At 40.3% G+C, this 19,017-nt stretch carries 13 protein-coding genes; 5 read left to right on the top strand and 8 right to left on the bottom strand.

The genetic code is table 11. The features are described from left to right. Window positions 1–410: 410 nt before the first annotated feature. Window positions 411–2,540 carry a ribonuclease R gene (gene rnr / locus H8B17_RS11750; protein WP_190309345.1) on the bottom strand — a complete coding sequence of 710 codons (2,130 nt, stop codon included), beginning with the start codon at window positions 2,538–2,540 and terminating at the stop codon, window positions 411–413. Window positions 2,541–3,051: 511 nt separating this feature from the next. After that, window positions 3,052–3,498, bottom strand: coding sequence for a Fur family transcriptional regulator (locus H8B17_RS11745; protein WP_190309344.1), 447 nt, complete (start codon window positions 3,496–3,498; stop codon window positions 3,052–3,054). A 60-nt stretch (window positions 3,499–3,558) separates the two neighbouring features. Here H8B17_RS11745 and H8B17_RS11740 point away from each other — a divergent pair, with 60 nt between their 5' ends. Next, complete coding sequence (locus tag H8B17_RS11740) at window positions 3,559–3,738, top strand: hypothetical protein (RefSeq protein ID WP_223816504.1); 180 nt, start codon at window positions 3,559–3,561, stop codon at window positions 3,736–3,738. A gap of 106 nt (window positions 3,739–3,844) precedes the next feature. On the opposite strand, the gene fsa is transcribed toward H8B17_RS11740, so the two are convergent. Next, window positions 3,845–4,504: a fructose-6-phosphate aldolase gene (gene fsa, locus H8B17_RS11735; RefSeq protein ID WP_190309342.1), complete on the bottom strand. Its 660-nt coding sequence runs from the start codon at window positions 4,502–4,504 to the stop codon at window positions 3,845–3,847. Between the two features lie 121 nt (window positions 4,505–4,625). Here fsa and H8B17_RS11730 point away from each other — a divergent pair, with 121 nt between their 5' ends. Beyond that, window positions 4,626–5,849, top strand: a complete 1,224-nt coding sequence (locus H8B17_RS11730) for an MFS transporter (RefSeq protein ID WP_190309341.1) — start codon at window positions 4,626–4,628, stop codon at window positions 5,847–5,849. Between the two features lie 10 nt (window positions 5,850–5,859). Here the strand turns inward: H8B17_RS11730 and H8B17_RS11725 are convergent, their stop codons facing one another. From H8B17_RS11725 to H8B17_RS11705, 5 genes are all read right to left on the bottom strand, one after another. Further along, the gene (locus H8B17_RS11725; RefSeq protein ID WP_190309340.1) at window positions 5,860–7,116 is read right to left on the bottom strand and encodes an acyloxyacyl hydrolase; all 1,257 of its coding nucleotides are present in this window, start codon (window positions 7,114–7,116) and stop codon (window positions 5,860–5,862) included. An 8-nt stretch (window positions 7,117–7,124) separates the two neighbouring features. Next, on the bottom strand, window positions 7,125–7,562 hold the full coding sequence (locus tag H8B17_RS11720) for a retropepsin-like aspartic protease (RefSeq protein WP_190309339.1): 438 nt from the start codon (window positions 7,560–7,562) through the stop codon (window positions 7,125–7,127). Window positions 7,563–7,611: 49 nt separating this feature from the next. Beyond that, the gene (locus tag H8B17_RS11715) at window positions 7,612–8,556 is read right to left on the bottom strand and encodes a malate dehydrogenase (RefSeq protein WP_190309338.1); all 945 of its coding nucleotides are present in this window, start codon (window positions 8,554–8,556) and stop codon (window positions 7,612–7,614) included. Window positions 8,557–8,634: 78 nt separating this feature from the next. Beyond that, window positions 8,635–10,965: a translocation and assembly module lipoprotein TamL gene (tamL, locus tag H8B17_RS11710; protein WP_190309337.1), complete on the bottom strand. Its 2,331-nt coding sequence runs from the start codon at window positions 10,963–10,965 to the stop codon at window positions 8,635–8,637. Continuing rightward, a complete protein-coding gene (locus H8B17_RS11705) occupies window positions 10,934–16,297 on the bottom strand; it encodes a translocation/assembly module TamB domain-containing protein (protein WP_190309336.1) in 5,364 nt (1,787 codons plus the stop codon). The genes tamL and H8B17_RS11705 overlap by 32 nt, the downstream gene beginning before the upstream one ends. Before the next feature lie 177 nt (window positions 16,298–16,474). Between H8B17_RS11705 and H8B17_RS11700 the strand changes: the two genes are divergently transcribed. The 3 genes from H8B17_RS11700 to H8B17_RS11690 all read left to right on the top strand — a co-directional run bounded on the left by H8B17_RS11700 (window position 16,475) and on the right by H8B17_RS11690 (window position 19,013). Next, a complete protein-coding gene (locus H8B17_RS11700) occupies window positions 16,475–17,146 on the top strand; it encodes a response regulator transcription factor (protein WP_190309335.1) in 672 nt (223 codons plus the stop codon). Window positions 17,147–17,150: 4 nt separating this feature from the next. After that, window positions 17,151–18,428 carry a sensor histidine kinase gene (locus tag H8B17_RS11695; RefSeq protein WP_190309334.1) on the top strand — a complete coding sequence of 426 codons (1,278 nt, stop codon included), beginning with the start codon at window positions 17,151–17,153 and terminating at the stop codon, window positions 18,426–18,428. 141 nt (window positions 18,429–18,569) lie between these two features. Further along, complete coding sequence (locus H8B17_RS11690) at window positions 18,570–19,013, top strand: PepSY-like domain-containing protein (protein WP_190309333.1); 444 nt, start codon at window positions 18,570–18,572, stop codon at window positions 19,011–19,013. Window positions 19,014–19,017: the final 4 nt, after the last annotated feature.

Raw genomic sequence — 19,017 nt, 5'->3', positions numbered from 1 at the left:
AGGAAATTTATTATTTCATAAATTCGTTTGTACAGCTGTTATAAACTTGTTTAATATCTGTTACGTTTATAAAATTGTCAAAAACTACCTTCTTATTGTCGCATGTGTAGCCGAAGGAAGGCGGAACGGTATTGCATGCTACGCATACGATATTGGTGAAGTATACCACCTCTTTTTTATATAAACCGGAATACAAGTTTATTTCCATTGTGCCTTTTTCTGTGCATTTCAATTCCGACTTGTATAAGTCTTTCATACGAACAACACATTCCGAGGTGTCGACGGGAGTTTCATCTTTTGTGCATCCGGCAATCCATAAAATGGCCACTAAAAATATACAGCATCTTTTCATATTATACGGGTTTCTCTAGTAAACGTATACTATCTTTTATGCTACAGAACAGCTTGTCCTATGACACCAAACTAAAATCAATTTGTCTTTTTTCTAGATCTACTTTCTTTACTTTGATGCGTACCTCATCACCTAATTGATATTTCTTTTTCTTCCGCTGGCCAATGATGGCATAGTTTTTTTCGTCCAGTGTGTAGAAGTCGTCTGTGATATCCCGTAGACGGACCATACCCTCGCATTTATTTTCCTGGATTTCTACATACATACCCCATTCCGTGACGCCTGATACGATCCCGGTATATTCTACGCCAATTTGGTCTTCCAGAAACTCTGCTTGCTTGTATTTAATGGAAGCACGTTCTGCCTCGGCAGCTTTTTTCTCCATTTGAGAGGAATGCTCCGCCATTTTTTCGTAATGTTCGGCATTTATTTTCTTTCCCCCATCTAAATAAAATTGTAATAAACGGTGTACCATGACATCCGGATAACGGCGAATAGGAGAGGTGAAATGTGTATAATAATCAAAAGCGAGTCCGTAGTGGCTCGTGCTTTTTGTGGTGTAGATAGCTTTGGCCATAGAGCGGATGGCGAGGGTCGTTAAGAGGTTCTGTTCTTTCTCGCCCTCGATTTTTGTCAGGAGAGCGTTAAGTGATCTAGCAGCCTCCTTGTCTGTTTTAACCGTGAGTTTGTGTCCAAACCGCAAAGCAAATTGTGAAAACGTAGTCAATGTTTCTGGATTTGGGGTGTCATGAAAACGATAGACGAACGTTAGTTTATTTTTACCTTTTCCCTGTTTTCCGATATATTCAGCGACTTTCCGATTAGCAAGCAGCATGAAATCCTCTATAAGCTTATGCGCATCTTTCCGCTCCTTGGTATAAACACCTATGGGCTTCCCTTTTTCATCGAGGTGGAATTTAACCTCTTCGCTTTCGAAGCTGATCGCACCGTTTTTGAACTTACGCTCTCGCAGAATGTAGGCAAGTTCGTTCAGTTTAAGGATTTCGGGTGCATGGTCTCCCTGTTTTTTTTCGATAACCTCTTGTGCTTCCTCATAGCTAAAACGGCGATTGGAATTGATGACTGTACGGCCGAACCATTGGTTTAAGACGGTTGCTCTATCGTCCATTTCGAATACCGCAGAAAAACACAGTTTATCTTCCTGTGGGCGTAATGAACATACACCGTTGGATAAGCGTTCGGGAAGCATTGGAATTACACGGTCGACCAAGTAAACAGAAGTGCCGCGTTCAAAAGCTTCTTTATCTAATAACGAATCCGGCTGCATGTAATGAGAGACATCGGCAATATGTACGCCCACTTCATAATTTCCGTTATCTAGTGTTTGAAACGAAATAGCATCATCAAAATCCTTCGCGTCAAAAGGGTCTATCGTGAAGGTTAGTATATCACGGAAATCACGTCTTTTCTTTATCTCGTCAACGGAAATTTGTTCTGGAATAGCATTTGCCTCGGCTTCCACTTCGTGAGGGAATGATAATGGAAAACCAAAATCCGCAAGGATGGCATTCATTTCGGTATCATTTTCCCCTTTTTTACCAAGGATACTTTTTACCTTTCCAATCGGGTTTTTGGCATTCTTCGGCCATTCGACAATAGCAACAACTACTTTTTCTCCGTGTTGCGCGCCGTTTAAATTGTCCAGTGGAACGAATATATCATGAATCATTTTTCTATCGTCCGGGAGGAAAAAAGCGTACGATTTGGATATGTCCATCGTTCCCGTAAAATCTGTTTTTGCACGTTGGATAACCTCCACAACTTCCCCTTCTCGTTTCCTGCCTTTTCTACGTTCGTAGACGTGTACTCTAACGATGTCATTATGGAGCGCTTGTCTCAGTTTTCGAGGAGCAATATGGATGTCATTTTCAAGTTCATCTTCTGGGATGACATAGGCCGAACCATCGGCTGTCATATCCACCTTGCCTTGGATGTAAACATGGAGCTGGCGTAACTTAAACTTGCTACGTTCTATTTGCAGGAATTTGCCGGATTTGGATTCGTTAGAAAGTATCTCTGCAATAGCATTTTTTGACTCTGGATCACTCAGGTTGAGTTTTGCAGCTACCTGTTTATAATTGAGTGGTGTGTTGTTTGATTTTTCAAATATGTCAACGATGAGGTGAGTTAGAACTTCTTTATATGTGTTCTCTTTTTTTTCTTTCATATATTCCAAATTATAACTTGATACCCACTCTTCCAATCGTTAAAATTTGAAAAGGGGGAGGAGGATACTTCGCCCTCCCACAGAGCAAGTGCCAATGTTCATTTACTAAAACTAAGATACGTAAAAAATGTTCTTTACACGATCAAAAAAGAAGTGTTTGTTGCTTTGTTTTTGTGTGTGCTATTTTAGTTTATTTTACTTGGTTTATTTCATTAATAAATAGATTGTTAAATATATTTTAGATAAAATTATTATTTTTTAACAGCTGTCCTAAAGCCCATAGAGCTGGTTTGAGGGGATCGGTACTTGTTTTCTAAAGTATTGAATACTTCTTTTATTAAATTTTTAATTTCGTTTACTATTATTAATTAGTTAATAAACAATATTTTATATACTTTTTGGTAAAAATTTAGATTGCTATTTTTTGAAGTTTTTTGTCGTGTTTTTATACAAAAAAATGCTTTCTGAATCCAGAAAGCATTTTCCTCAAAGTAGTATTTCAGAAGACTATTTAGGTCTCTTTTTGACAGTTTCCACACAGTCCGACCGCATTAATAGCGAGAGAGTGCAGCGCAAAGTGAGGGGGTAAAGTGATCTTCGGAAGGCTTACTTCGTTTAGACAATATACGTTATTGCAGATCGAACAAATGAAGTGCACATGTTGGTCGTGATGATGGTTTTCGGTACAGTTGGAATAACACATTGCATAAGTTGCTGTACCATTCAGATCAAAGATTTTATGTACAATTCCCTTTTCTTCGAAGCTCGATAGAATGCGATATAGAGTGACCCGGTCAATATCCGTCCCAACTATTTTTTCTAAATCTGGTTGGGATATAGCTGCTTCTTTATGCGTTATTTCTTTTAAAACACGCAGTCTCGGGGAGGTTACTTTTAATCCATTTTCCCGAAGAAGTTCCTTGAAGTCTTTGTTTTTTTGTGTTTTTTCATTCGTCATGATAGTGGTAAAGTTACGGAATTTTTAATATTTGTTTTTTGCAAATAGTCAAGTGCTGGTGTGGACTATAAAAATTGTCACTTCGGACATTTGAAAGGAAGAGATGGTATTTCGGATGTGACATTTAGGGATAAGGAGGGGATAGCACAAAGGCTGCTTCTATACCGGGTTATTATCGATAGCCTTCGAGCGGGGCTCCATGGCTTCTTTCTAGTGGCTGGAGAACAGGAGAAATGCTAGCCTCACAATCGTTTTTGCTGTGGATTTAAGTACATTATAAGAACGATAGTAAAAAAGCCTCTCCAGAGATAATCCGGAGAGGCTTTATTGTGAAGTAAAATTATTTTTATTTTCCTGCTGCTTTCGCGTGGTCTGCTAGAAATTGTGCCAATCCACTATCGGTTAATGGGTGCTTTAATAAGGAAAGGATAACGGATAGAGGCCCTGTCATAACATCCGCTCCAATCTTGGCACATCCCAATAAATGAGCACTATGGCGTACGGAAGCTGCTAAGATTTCTGTTTTAAAGCCGTAATTGTCATAGATAAGACGGATTTCTTCGATCAACCCAAGACCATCTACGGAAATATCGTCCAATCGTCCAATGAATGGGGATACATATGTTGCTCCTGCTTTTGCAGCTAATAAGGCCTGGCCCGCAGAAAAAACAAGTGTACAATTGGTTTTGATACCTTTTTGGCTGAAATATTTGATAGCTTTAACGCCATCTTTAATCATGGGAACTTTCACCACAATTTTAGGATTTAGAGCAGCCAGTGCTTCACCTTCTTTGATGATATTGTCATAGTCGGTAGAGATAACTTCTGCACTTACATCGCCATCTACAATATCGCATATAGCTTTATAGTGATTGATTACATTCTCTTCGCCACTGATACCCTCTTTCGCCATAAGGCTGGGATTCGTAGTTACGCCGTCTAATACACCGAGATCCTGTGCTTCTTTGATCTGTGCTAAGTTCGCGGTATCGATAAAAAATTTCATGTTTATTAGATTGTTTATAGTGATTTAAAATATTTAAAACATAACATACCTAAGTATGTTACAAAAGTAATTATATTATTCTCAATCTGGTTAAGTTTAGTCAAAACATTTTTTGCCGTTCATGGATATATTTAGATCGCTTTCTTATCCTAATTTCCGATTACACGTCATCGGTCAGGCTATATCGCTTTTGGGTACTTGGATGCAACGGATTGCGATCAGTTGGATGGTTTATGAAATGACGAACTCTGTTTTTTGGTTAGGTTTCGTACAATTTATTGCTTTATTACCTTCTTTGATTCTTTCGCCGTTTGTCGGTTCGTTTGTCGATAAACATAGGAAATACAAATTGGTTTTTCTTACGCAAATCGGATTGATGATACAGGCTGGTGTGCTGACTTTGGTGGTAGGACTGCACTTACAAACTGTTTTTATCCTGTCTATGTTGGGGTTTATACAAGGTGTCATCAACGCTTTCGATGTACTTAGCCGACAATCCTTAATGATATCGCTTGTCGATAACAAACGAGATTTACCCAATGCTATAGCCTTAAATTCTTCTATCTTTAATGCTGCGAGGATGGTCGGACCCGCTATTGGCGGTATTTTGTTGACCAAATACGGCGAGTTTGTATGTTTTGGTATCAACTTTATCAGTTTTGTGCCTGTTATTATCTGTCTGCTGCTGATGCGTGTGCAAGAAGATCCGTCAACGCTTATTAAAGAGGGTAATTGGCGGGCCCTTAAAGAGGGGTTTAGCTATTTGGTACGTTCTCCCCACATTTCATCGCTGATTATCGTACTGGTGTTTTCCAGTTTATTTGTTATCCCTTACACATCTTTATTACCGGCAGTGGCTAAGGATCTTTTTATAGGGGATGAATCGACGTTCTCTTGGTTTGAAAGTGCCGCTGGTTTTGGTGCAATGATCGGCGCCATCAATATGGCCCGATTAAAAACTGGTGAAAATCTGCGATATCGCGTGTTATTTTCTGCTTTTTTAATGGGGGCAGCGCTTTGTTTATTAGCGTTTGCTCGTATTCTACCATTAGCTTTAGTGTTTACGATGGTGGTTGCGTTTGCTATGATGATGCAGAATTCATCTATTAATACGTATATCCAAACACACGCGGTTCCGAGCTATCGTGCTCGGGTAATAGGTTATTATGTGATGGCTTTCCAAGGTATAGTGCCGGTGGGAACACTCTTGGTGGGAGCAATGGCTGAATATATTGGAATCCAGCGTACGCTCTATGTGATGGGAACAACCGGCATTGTTATAGCGTTAGGTTTTTATACCTATTTGCGATTACACATTCACCGGCGATTGTTTAAGAAAATATAATACACCGCCATCAATACAGTAACGACGGTGCTTTGTTTTTAAATCGATAACCTATACCTAACATTAAATAATTGGGTTCGTGAAAATCTTTTAGATTGTAACCAATGTGTAAAAATGAATTTTTGGTGGTCGCAATCTTTAGTGCAAATGTTTGATAAGTGCCTCGGAGATCTCCGCCTTTGTGTAGGATATTGCCCCCCAAACCGACACCAATAGTGAAAATCGGCATGATATATTCGGCCCTCGCGGATAGGCCTAAAGCCAATTGTTTATTTAGGGATGGTTTAAAGAACTTTTCTTCGAGGGTAGCCGAGAAATAATTCTTAGTATAAACGTTCGCGCTGCCATCGTATACCGCGTCGACGGAGACGCCTGTTCGAAACCTATAGCTTACATTGTACATCGGTCCAAAATACATACCTAAAACTGGATATTGATGAGGCGAAGCGACAGGTTGTCCCATAACGTCGACTCCTTTCCGGCGCCATGAACCGAACACAACGAGATCATAGTTGATATGTTTGGTATACGACGCGCGTAAAGAGTCAGGGATGGCGGTCTGTTTTGTGACGGACGATCGTTTTCTAAAATCATACAATATGCTCATTTTTAAACCGAGCATATTGAGTCCTGCATTTGGAAAATTTGTGTTGCCATTTGAAAAATGTGTAAAGTCTAAACCAGTTGCCAGATCGGTATGCGGTGTTAATCTCCATCGGACATATATGCCTGCATTCAGATAGGCATTGGTTTTGGAGCCAATCGCGATATTATAAGGATTGTTTACAAAATGATGTGGTTTCCAGCCAGTAGATAAGCCAAAATTCCATTCATAATCTAAGGCCGTATTGATGCTTAATTGCGCGATATTAGAACGCTGAAAAAAGTATACTGTTTTGGGGTTGCCTAACTCTTGGCGGTTACCAAAGTTATAAAATGATACGCCTACTCCTTGATACGTATGTGCATAAATTTTATCTCCCAATGATCCGTTTGGGAATCGAAAGGCGTATTTTATGTGCCCGGATAATGCTTTTCGAATAGGTTTTCGTTGATTGTTGAATCCTGCGTAAAATGGAACATTTGGTAATATATAGCCTGCGCGGGATTCGAACCCCAAATGGTGTACAAATCGGCCTGCTCCATTTAGCTTGTACAGCGTGTCAACAGAGAGCGTATCCAGACCGAATGTAACAGCTGGAAAAACAAGGAGCAGACAGCATGAGCCTAAGATACGGAGAAAGACCGATTTTATACCGATAAACATACATTAGTTCAACTTATTTTACGGTCTCGTAAGATCAAAAGCTGTTTCCGATAATCGATTCGAGCAGCATAGGAAAATAGAATGTCTCCACCCAATACACCGATGACAGGGGGGAGATTCATCTGCTCGTATGCGTAATTCACAGCACTCAGATCGAGTACTGCAGTTATAAATTTTTTTATTTTCCAGTTGCCTATTGCGAGAGTGGGTAACTCGAGGATAAAACTTTCCATAGAATTTGTGCCTAACCCGGTTGAGATGATATTGGTATTCTCTATTTTTTCTTCCGGAATTCCGGATTGAAGGAGTGTGGTTTTATCGAGGACGGTTTTTGATGCCCCGGTATCCAGCACCATTTTAAACGGTTGGTCAAATAAACAAACATCAATCAATATATGGTAGCCATCGCCCTGTAGCTCCAATAGCTCTAATGGAATTTTTTGCATGGGTTAAACTTAGGAAATATAAAAATAAAACCCATGCAAAAAAAGCGTGTTATATGATATTACTATCTTTCAACACTTGATTCATGTTTCTTACGGCGTTTGCACTATCTTTAAATGAGGTTTTTTCCTCTTCGGATAATTCCAATGGAACGATACGATCCCAGCCCTTTCTATTGACAATGACCGGCACGCCAATATTGATATCTTCTTCTCCGTACTCGCCTTCTAGGAATACAGATGCGGTAAATAACCTGTTTTGATCACGTATAATACTTTCTACCATGGCTGCTGTTGCCGCTCCGGGCGCATACCAGGCCGAAGTACCGATCAACGCAGTTAGTGTGGCTCCGCCCACCATCGTTTTTTTAACAATATCCTCTTGCTCTTCTGCCGTAAGGAAACTGGTGACTGGAATACTGTTCCACGTAGCATGCTGTATCAAGGGAATCATGGTTGTGTCGCCGTGTCCACCGATAACAATTGCATTTAGATCGTTTGCAGAAGCCTGCAGCTTTTGGGAAATCTGGTATTTGAAACGTGCTGAATCCAGTGCGCCGCCCATGCCTATAATTCTGTTTTTGGGCAGACCGCTCGATTTTAGCGCGAGATAAGTCATGGTATCCATGGGATTAGCCACAATAAGGATAATAATGTCAGGCGAATGTTTTACTAAATTGTCTACGACAGACTTGACAATGCCAGCATTAGTTCCAATAAGTTCTTCGCGAGTCATGCCTGGTTTTCTGGGGATACCTGAAGTGATCACAGCTACCGCCGAACCTGCTGTTTGCGTATAATCGTTAGTGACCCCCTTGATGGTGGAATCAAATCCTAAAAGAGCTGCTGTCTGCATCATATCCTGGGCCTTACCTTCTGCAACACCCTCTTTAATATCTAATAGTACAATTTCTTCTGCAATGTTTCTCCGTACAAGATTGTCCGCTGTAGTCGAACCAACAGCGCCTGCTCCAATAACCGTGATTTTAGTCTGCATATCTTTTCTCTTTTTTTGGTTGGTAAAGATTTGATGTGTAGATAAATGTACGAAAAATAGAACGAAAATAAAAGAAATTTAAAACGGATAACCGATGGCTAAATTAAACACAAGGTTTTCTCTTCTCCACGCTCGATCTCGAAAATCAATGTATTTGAATACCCAACGATCACCCGGACTCCGATAGGGTACACGTACCGGTATCGCAAAATCCGTCCGGATGATTAAAAAGTCCAAATCAAGACGTAATCCCAATCCTGTACCTACTGCCAGTTCTTTATAAAAATTTTTCGACAACTTCCCGCCCGGCTTGTTTTCGTCCTCTCGTTGCAACCATATGTTCCCAGCGTCAATAAAAGCTGCCCAATGTAACATGCCGGCTAGTTGAGCGCGGTATTCTGTATTAAGCTCCAGTTTGAAATCCCCAGTCTGGTCGGCAAAGAAATTGTTTTCACCTAAATTTTCTGGATAAGCTGATCCTGGACCTACCGCTCTGGGACGATACGCACGTAGTCCGTTTGGACCTCCAGAGAAATATTGCTTTAAATAGGGTAGCGATCGAGAATTTCCGTACGAGTGGCTCATGCCGACCATTATTCTGGATGCGAGTTGGGAGTGAGATGATAATTTCATGTAATGACGGAAATCGGCTTCCGCTTTGATGAACTGCGCATATGGAGTACCGAAAATCTCTTTAGCGCCTTCATCATAATTCGCCCCTTGAATTAATCCTAATATATTACCAGAGGTATTTAGACCTGTTTTTACGTAAAATGTATGCTGCCGATTCGCATCCATTGAGTTGGTAAAAGTGTAGGAATAGTTGGGTCCGAACGAAAATTGTGGATCTACGATGTGGCGTAGGGTAGGGACTGTATCCATTTGTGCACGGTAATCATCTGTAATATTACGCGGCTGTACATAGATAATTTCCGCAACGGCCAAGTCGTGTTGTTTTTGATCGTCTTCTCGCCAATTATATCCATAATTCAGGGTAAGGGAATTAAGGGTATAAGCATTTCGTCGGTTCAAAAACTCATAACCGACTTTTGCATATGTTTTGGGAATATAACGTCTGGACGGAGCCCACTTGTAAGGGGAAAGCAAACGCGGCCATACAATACCCGCTTCTGCTCCATAACGTATGTACGCAGAATTTAGGTTAACGCTGCCGCCCGTTTGTGTCTCATAACCACCAAAGACACTCAAGGTAAGCGTTTCAAAACCTTTGAATGCGTTGCGAAGTGTCCAATGTGCATTGACTTCTGTTCCGTTATACACCGACGCGGTCTTTCCGATCACTTCGAAGCGAATCGATTTGCGCTGCATGGGCGTGAGGTGGTAATAAACATCCATCGTATTGGCCGAATCAGGATTGTCAACAAAGGTGTTTTTGACAAACTTAAAAGCGTTGAGATTGACAAGGTGACTAATTGTTCGATTATGTTCCCATCGGGTATATGTGTCTCCTTTATTAAAAAAGATATGGTTAGCCAATACTTTTTTACGATAGGTGTCCTCGGGATCTATAATATAATGCTGGTTGTTAAACAGCTGCTGCTTCCGAGGTCGTGTTGTTTGGAAGCCCTGTGATGTTTGCCGATAATTCGGGAAGATAAAAATGTTTCCGATTTTTTGAGGTTCTTTCGCCTTATTTGGTGTTTCTGGCTTCAGTGTGACGTACATATCTACTTGGTGATTTCCTCCACTGCTGTCTACTTCTACCAATAAATGATCCGGCGAAAAATAATAATATCCTTTGTTTTTCAAATCATTGTCGATACGGTCTCGCTCATTTAGAATGACATCTAAATTATAATTGCTCTTCACATGTAATAAGGATTGCGATTTCGTACTTATAATATCTTTTCCAAGTTGTGAGGTGGAGTCTATCTCAAAATCAACTTTGGCGATTCGATAGATATTTCCAGGATGTGCATTGTAAGTGACTTCTGCCAATTTGCCATCTATCGTGGTGTCCGAAGTCACATAAGCATTAAAAAAACCGAAATTCTCCATCCTATTTCGTAAGAGGTTTTCATTATATTCACGGTTTACATCACTTAACAAAACAGGCTCTTCTCCCTGTTGTCTTAACCACCGATTGATGGCTCCCGATGTTGAATCCGATCCTCCTCCCATATTGTAGAGACCGAGTTTAAAGCGCATACCCAAGAATTTTTTGTTGGGTTTGGGACGTAACATTTCTTCTAAGTGGGTTTCAAATGCCTCTTTTCGTTCGGCTGGGATGCTATCTACGGGATGGATGATGACGTTTCCTTTGTTATACAGTCTTTCATCTTCAGCAAGGTATTTTGTTGGATTACAACTTACCGTCACAATCATGGCAATCACACCCATTGTTAGGCGGTGCAGATTAGTCTTCATGGGACCTCCTTTCTTCTTCATCGTCTCGGATGGCATGCGCTGTTGTATCTGTTGTTGTTTTTGTTGCGTCTTTTTGTTGTTCGTCTTTGGGTTCTACTTCCTCTTTTCGGATGAAGCGATGGGTAGAATCTAAAGCAGGGACAGTAGTCGAGCTGTCTGCGCTATTTTGCAGCTGTCTTAATTGTTCGGTTTTCTGACGTTCCTCTACACGTTTTCGAAATTCGGGATTGTTCTTCATAAGACTGTCCCGAATGATGGAGCGTACACTATCGCGATAAACAGAATCGATTTCCATCCGCTCAACATCGAAACGACGTCGGAAACGCCTACTGTCTGTATTGTAGTATTGTTCTAAGGCTCTAGAACTCATGAAAAGCTCTTTGAATTTGTCATAACTCATTGTAATAATAAAACCGATACCAGTTTCCACAAACTGGCCTTGCAATGTGGCTTGATATTGATTTTTTCGGTATACACGAGCAAAGTAACGTCCATCTTTTGAAAGTTGATAATCCAGTGAAATGTCGCCTGCAATATTAGATGCTTTTTCTCCCGGACGTGTGTTCCCCTCGACTTCGAAATTGGAGCCAATAGTAATTTTTAAGCGATCATCAAATAACATCTTGGAAACACCGACATTTAGATCCGTTCTTGTTTGCGCATTTCCAGTTAAATAATCCTCTTCTGATTGTAGGTTGAAATCAAGTTCCACCCCTTTAATAAGGTCGGAAGCGAGATTATTCAGCTGGCTACTTAAGAACGAACTCACGGTATTCCGTGCCATCGCTTCAGCACCACCACCGCCAGAGAGACTTTCAAATGGGTTAGCGGACATAAAACGACCGAGTGCGATTAAAGAAAAGACTTGCTTGTTTAATTCCGCAGGGTCCTCCCGTATATTGGCTAACGCGATGTTAACCTTACTGACGACGTCCTGTGAAACGATAGCGTTGTTCTCATCTAAGTCAATATCAAAGTTAATTTCTGGCTTGAACAGCTCGCCCGTAAGGATTAGTTTTACGTCAAAAGGGATCCGCTGCTTATATAGATTTTGACTTTCGCCGCCAATTTGTGATTGTACGAGTTCCAATGTTGGAAAGCGGTTTCGGTATATCGCCGTAATATCCATACGGGCGTCCAAGGGGTCACCGTTCCAAGTGATAGTGCTTCCTTTCTGAAAAAGAAATGGTTTCGAAATTGGACCTAAAGAGAAAGTATAATCTCCTTTTTCTACCGTATAGGTACCAGACATGGTGATTTTGTTGCTTGCATCAATAGTTGCATTCAACTCTGCAATACCTTGTATGTTGAGTGCATCTTGTGTGCCTTCATCTAATATAACTTTAAATTTTGCTTCAGGATCGGTCGCTAGATTGAGAGCAATGTCCATACCGGATAGTTGTGTTGCTGTTGTCATAGAATCCAATCGCGCAAATACATTTGCGCGTGCGGTATCTGAACGGTTCACAAATTTGACAACGCCGTCTCGCTGTGCAATACCCGGGTCGTCGTTGGGTACGATGAGTACGAAGTCGGTATTCTCATTGACTTTAATATCTCCATCCACCCTCGGTTGATCCAAATTACCTCTTATACGAAGATTTGAAGTCAGATACAATTTCCCAAAAAATAAATCGTTATCTTCTCTTGTTGAATTGACCGCAGCAAAGTTGCTCATGGTCAAATTTAAATTGAAGGTAAAATCCGTATACGTGGTGGTAGCAATCGACCCGTTTAGCAAGGTAGAATTACCACGGAAATCCTTTATTTCAAATTTTTTGAATTGTATACCTTGATTGTTGAAATGAATGGTTTGGTTGTCCATGAGAAAGTCTGCGTTCAACATCGCGACGTTTAATTTACCGTTTTGGAACGTAAGTCCACCATTGATTTTCGGGGCGTCAACGGTGCCGGTAATTTTTAAGTCACCCACCAAATCACCTGCGCAGTCTTCTAGATAACCCAAGCTAAACGCTTGTATGGTGGTCATCTTCATTGGTTTTAACGATAACGTTGCATCGAGCGAAGCAGTTCCGTCTGGCGGACTGATGAAATCCCCGATAAGCTGTACATCGTTCCCGTTTCCTTCGATTTTGACGTCAGCAGAGAACGTGTTTTCCTTAATGTTGTCTACTTTAACTAACACATTACCGACGGTGTCCTTTCCGAAGTAAAATCTATCAATGGTCAGATCGGAAACAAATACTGGACTACTCTCTAGACGAGATATGGTAGCTGTACCGTTGATGCCTCCTCCCAAATCAAGCATCTCGGATTCCAACATTTGCGTGAAGGTTTCGATTCTGAAGTTGTCAAACGATACATCGATAGGTGCATTAAGCGAGGAATCCTGCGATTGTACAAGAAGTTCTTGTCCGTTGTTAGTTAAACGGAAGTTAGAGGCATGAACACCGCGCTCGCCAAAACTAATCGTATTCGTTGTGTCGATTTGCCAATCTTCATAGTTTAGTTTCAATCCATCCTCGTGCAGACTAAAAATAAAGTTATTTTCAGCTACCCGCATTCTTGCACCCAGGTGATATTGTTCCTTATCCTGCTTATCTTTTATCCATAGACCTAAGTCGATGTTATTCTCTACCACGTTACCGCTCGCCACGGTATTATTCAATTCTATATTGCCCATTTTGATTTTGTGGATGAGCGCAGAATAATACAGTGTGCTATCAAATGTTGTTAAATCGACACCTACGTCTTCTATGGATATACCTTCGTATACAATTTTTGGTGCTATCAGTTTGGCCATAAAATTTTGAGAGGCACTATTAAACGTGCCGTCTAAGGTGATATCACGCATTTCTTCTAAATTGGGGAGAAAGTTGCGTATAAAACGAGAGTGGTTGAGTGTCGCACTAAACTCAAAACTCTGCGGGTCGTACGAGGTCGTATCTTTTGGAGCATTGCTGGGATTGTAATAAATCTGTACGATGTCCTGTATGGCTGGGGCCAATGCCGTGAGCTGGTATTTTCCAACCATGTGCGCTTGAAGAAATTCTGATCTTAGAATTAAGGTGTTTCTACTGGTGTCTGCTGTTGCTACCAAGGATATACTATCCAATGTATAACGGGAGTCGTTATAGGCGATAGAGGAGTTAGCAACAACAATGGAGCCGTTTAGGTAATCGGGGTCGGCTGTTTCAAAATCAGCGACAATTTTTCCATGATATCTGAAATTCTCCTCCATCAGGTGGAGATTTTGAAGGTTCACGCTATCAATCATGAGTGTCGCCTGCACCTTTGGATACGTATTGCGCATGTCGGCGGCAAAATCCATGTTAAATTGTATATTGGGGTCTGGGCTGTTTAGCTTACCCGCAATATCACCGTCTTTCGCATCTACTTGTAATTGTATATCACGATAAGTATAGCCCATCGCATCCAAATGGTTCAAACGCCCGTCTACGGAAGCGTTCATATTTTTCGGATCTAATCCAGTTCCCGCGACTTTCGCTTCTGCGGATATAATACCTAAAACAGAATCTTGATTTAAAATATTTCCAATATCCAAATCATCAATAGATACATACGCATTGTAAGTGGTATCTGCACCCATTTGCATGTTGCCATTAACCGTAGCGTTTCCTTTTTCGGTTACGAGGCTCATATTGGCATCGAAACCAGACATCCCTCCCTTGAATGTACCTGACAGACTGATAGCATTAGGAAGTTGTAGACTGTCCGGCATCATCGAATTTGCAACTAAACGTTCTATATCGGCTCTGCCCGTCGTAAATTTTTTCAAGTTCAAGTCGATATAAAGTTTGTCGGTGTCTGGAAGCCCTTTGATAACTGCACTGGCTATCAAGTGTGTGCGGTCTAGCGTTCTAAATTCTATGTTGGGTATGGTTAGGTTGTCCATGCGGCCTTTGACACTGCCGTTGATGTAAAAAGAGCGAGCCAAAAGCGGCTTCATGACCTCCATCGTGTCCAGATCCGGTACAAGATAACGGATATCACGCATGTCAATCGTCGACTTGTTAATGTTGGCTTCGACAAGTACCTGACTTGGATTTTCTGTTAAAGCGTCCAATGATGGATAGGATAGCTTGATATAATCCCGGATAGTGGTTTGGGGCGTCTGTGCGATGAAATTTCGTATCTCTACACCCGTATTATGATATACGAAATCTGCTTGTAACTTTTTGATGGCAAAACCGGAATGGTCTACCATAGAGAGATTTTTCAAAGAACCGGAAATAGAATCACTCGAATAGTATAGATCCTCAAGTTCGCCCAAAAAGTCGTTGATTTTAATATTGAAGTAGTCGAACCCTTTCATACGTGGTTCGTTATTGTCTTTAAACCAAACATTGGTTTTATCGATGGCTAACCTGTCAGCAGATACAACCCAGTTCATGGAACTGCTGTCCGATGTGGTATCCGCTTCCGCTTGTACAGTCGGCGTTGATGCAACTTTATCCAATAATATCTGGGAATCGGATTCAGCTAAGGTAACTTTACCCAAACGTACAATTTCCTTATTAAGATCTATTTCTTTGATATCTGCGGTTAACTTGCGGATGTCAAAACGGGTGTCCATAGCTGCCGACGAGTCTTGGTATTCCACCAGAATATTACGTAAATCCAGATTTTTTATTTCGAGATCTGGGAGCAAAGAAGACGCTTCGACGGATGCATCCTTAATACCAAAATCTTCTGCTGAAGGAGTTTCTTGTTCAGAAGCAGGTGCCCATTGTTTAACCAGAGCGGTGAGTCCGTCCAATTGAATGTTGGGCATCGAGAAGGCCATATTGTTGGTTAGGTCAAACTTCTTTACTTTCGTGTCGAAATGTTGTAACCGAACGTCCGCACTTGTCCCGATAACCTCGTCATGATAAACAAAATGAATCCGTTCGAAAAGTACGTCGTTGATATCGAAAACAAGGGCGGAGGTCGTATCGGCATCTGCAGTACTTTCCTCTTCCGAAGCAAACGCGTCGACAATGTAATCGAAATTAAAACTACTATCGGACAGTGTCCTGTTTATTTTAGCCGTAATACCCTTTAATTCTAACTGCTGTACCTCTACGGTATTTTTCAGCAGCTTAAACATATTGATGTCTACTGATAGTTTTTCTCCTGAAATCAACGTGTCTTTGGATTGGTCCTCAAAATAGACGTTTTCTAATACTATTTTTTTCGGAAAAGTGATGTTGATGTATCCGATATTTACCGGCGTACCAATTTTGTTCTCTAAATAGTTCGTTACCTTACCTACAACATAATTTTGAACTGCGGGCAGTCGTATAAGGAAAATGATCAGTAATAAAAGGGCAATAATACTGCCGATAGTCCATAGTATTGTTTTTAAAGCTATTCGTCCGAATCGATTCAACGTGGTTTTCTATTAATTTATCTGACTTTATTTTGCAATCCTCTTTAATCAACAAACGTAAAAAGTATAGAAATGTTCATTTCTACTTTCAATTATTTGCCGACACAAATTAACAAACAAAAATAACGTTTGTGAAGTATTAGTGATAAAAGAGTATTATTGTATTTTAGTTTAACTATGAAAGTACTGATTGTAGAAGATGAAACGGACCTTTGTGACGTGATGAAATCATTTCTAGAAGGCGAAAAATATATCGTAGAAACCGCTAACGACTACACGAGTGGACTGGCTAAAGTAGCTAACTATGATTACGATTGTATATTGCTGGATATCATGTTGCCGGGTGGCACAGGTATGGAATTATTAGCGGAATTGAGAGCCCTGGGAAAAGACGACTCGGTCATTATTATTTCTGCCAAGGATTCTGTGGAGGATAAGGTGGAAGGCTTGGAATTGGGTGCGGACGATTATTTGGCGAAACCTTTTCATCTAGCAGAGCTATTAGCACGTATCAAGACCGTCGTGCGTCGCAAGAACCACCATGGCGAGCAAGCGATTGAGTTCAAAGATGTCAAATTGTTTCCAGAAGAACGTAAGGTTCTTATCGGGGCAGATGAAGTCCAATTAAATCGAAAGGAATATGACTTGTTCTATTATTTTATGATACGTCCTGAAAAGCTGATTACAAAAACATCGCTCGCAGAAGCTGTTTGGGGCGATGATGCGGATCAATCGGATAATCTTGATTTTATTTACTCACAAATTAAAAATTTAAGACGTAAGCTTAAAAGCCATCGAGCGGAAGTTGATTTTCAGGCAGTCTATGGAATAGGCTATAAATTGGTTTAATGCGATGCAAGTTTCTCTTAAGAACTATACTTTACGTTATTTGAGCATTGCTTTTCTGATAATTATTACAATTTGGGCGGCTTTATTTTATGCCTTTATTTTGGAAGAAGTCTACGACAATGTAGACGATGGGCTTAAAAATCAAAAGATATTAATTTTAAGAGAGGTTTATGCACATCCAAAATTGCTCGAAACCAATGAATACGGTATTAACCAATTTCGAATCACCTCCGTGGAAGATGAAAATGATTTTTCAGAGGAGAATCGACTCGATAATGAATTTTTCTATATGCCTTATGACGATGAGATGGAGCCTTATCGTGTATTGCGCACGGGGTTTTATGCGCCTGATCAAAAACCGTATCATTTGGAAATCAGAACATCTACGGTAGAAGAGGATGATTTGATACTGAACCTGACCACGGCACTCATCGTGTTATACCTCGTCCTGGTTTTGGGCGTATATTTAATTAATGAATTGGTTCTTCGCCGCGCATGGCGTCCATTTAATATCATATTGGAGAACCTTAATCTTTATCGCTTTGGAAAAAAAGACGATTTGAAAGTCTTAACTACCAATATCTTGGAATTCAATCAACTGGATGAAGAAATACACCGGATGTGGCGACGAAATGAAGAAGTATTTGACGACCAAAAACGTTTTATAGAAAATGCAGCGCATGAATTGCAAACACCGTTGGCTATTACGATCAATAAATTGGAGATGTTGATGGAGGACGAATCACTTTCTGAAAACCAACTTACCCAGTTAGCTGATTCGAAATCATCGATGAAACGGCTTGTAAATTTGAATAAAGCATTATTGATGCTGTCGAGGATTGAGAATAAACAGTATAAGGACGTTAATCAAATTAGCTTAAATCAATTAGTAGAAGAGATCAGTAAAGATTTTCACGATTTTCTACTTTTTCAAGACATCACGTTACAAGTGGAGGAACATACCGTCTTTGAAACATCGATGAACAAAGACCTGGCACTTATCATGCTCTCTAACCTGTTCCGTAATGCTATACGATATAATGTAAAGGGCGGGCGGATATTTATAAATATAGACGAGCATCAAGTTTCGGTTGCTAATACCGGTCATCCAATATCGTTAGATCAAGAGAAAATTTTCAACCGCTTTCATAAAGGCACGCAAGATAGTCAATCCAATGGCCTGGGCCTTGCTATTGTAAAATCGATTGTAGATAGTTATTCCCAATTATCTATAGACTATCGTTTTGAGGGTGAAATGCATATTTTTTCTATAAAAAAATAAACGACATTACTCCATTCCTAAAACTTTCCTAAATCGATTGGAATCATTGCAATATGAAATGTCCATGTTTGAAAAACAAACATGGGTGAATGTGCCCGAGCTTACGAAATAATCATATACGCATGAAAACGACGGATCATAATGAAAATGTTATTTAGATTAATTGCAATGGTATTTTTGTTGTGTACGATAACTATTGCGTTCGCACAAGATAAAGCCATATCTTTTAGCAATTTGCCCGATAAAGCAAAAACATTCCTGAAAAAATATTTTTCTGGCGCGGAGATTATTACCATTACGATGGACACGGAGTATATTTTCAAGAAAGAGTACGAGGTCGTGTTAAAAAGTGGTTCGAAAATAGAATTTGATTCGGACGGAATATGGGAAAAAATAAAGATGAAAGGAATGGCAGTACCTGTACAAATTATCCCATCCACAATTTCTCAATACATTCGTAAGAGTTTCCCTAATACCTTTGTGAAGGAGATAATTAGGGAAAGGAAGGGATATGAAGTAGAAATCTCGAACGGACTTGATCTAGAGTTTTCAAGAGAAGGAGAGTTCATCCGTGTGGATGATTGACCTA

The sequence above is a fragment of the Sphingobacterium arenae genome (genome assembly GCF_014692505.1).
Classification (GTDB): Bacteria; Bacteroidota; Bacteroidia; order Sphingobacteriales; family Sphingobacteriaceae; genus Sphingobacterium; species Sphingobacterium arenae.
The sequence above is the reverse complement of the archived record's forward strand: the minus strand, read 5'-3'. Positions and strand labels throughout refer to the sequence as shown.

What these genes read in the sequence shown, in the direction of transcription:
- fsa (WP_190309342.1), bottom strand. Translation starts at nt 4,504, where the DNA reads ATGAAATTTTTTATCGATACCGCGAACTTAGCACAGATCAAAGAAGCA.
- H8B17_RS11745 (WP_190309344.1), bottom strand. Translation starts at nt 3,498, where the DNA reads ATGACGAATGAAAAAACACAAAAAAACAAAGACTTCAAGGAACTTCTT.
- H8B17_RS11730 (WP_190309341.1), top strand. Translation starts at nt 4,626, where the DNA reads ATGGATATATTTAGATCGCTTTCTTATCCTAATTTCCGATTACACGTC.
- H8B17_RS11695 (WP_190309334.1), top strand. Translation starts at nt 17,151, where the DNA reads ATGCAAGTTTCTCTTAAGAACTATACTTTACGTTATTTGAGCATTGCT.
- rnr (WP_190309345.1), bottom strand. Translation starts at nt 2,540, where the DNA reads ATGAAAGAAAAAAAAGAGAACACATATAAAGAAGTTCTAACTCACCTC.
- H8B17_RS11725 (WP_190309340.1), bottom strand. Translation starts at nt 7,116, where the DNA reads ATGTTTATCGGTATAAAATCGGTCTTTCTCCGTATCTTAGGCTCATGC.
- tamL (WP_190309337.1), bottom strand. Translation starts at nt 10,965, where the DNA reads ATGAAGAAGAAAGGAGGTCCCATGAAGACTAATCTGCACCGCCTAACA.
- H8B17_RS11700 (WP_190309335.1), top strand. Translation starts at nt 16,475, where the DNA reads ATGAAAGTACTGATTGTAGAAGATGAAACGGACCTTTGTGACGTGATG.
- H8B17_RS11720 (WP_190309339.1), bottom strand. Translation starts at nt 7,562, where the DNA reads ATGCAAAAAATTCCATTAGAGCTATTGGAGCTACAGGGCGATGGCTAC.
- H8B17_RS11715 (WP_190309338.1), bottom strand. Translation starts at nt 8,556, where the DNA reads ATGCAGACTAAAATCACGGTTATTGGAGCAGGCGCTGTTGGTTCGACT.
- H8B17_RS11690 (WP_190309333.1), top strand. Translation starts at nt 18,570, where the DNA reads ATGAAAATGTTATTTAGATTAATTGCAATGGTATTTTTGTTGTGTACG.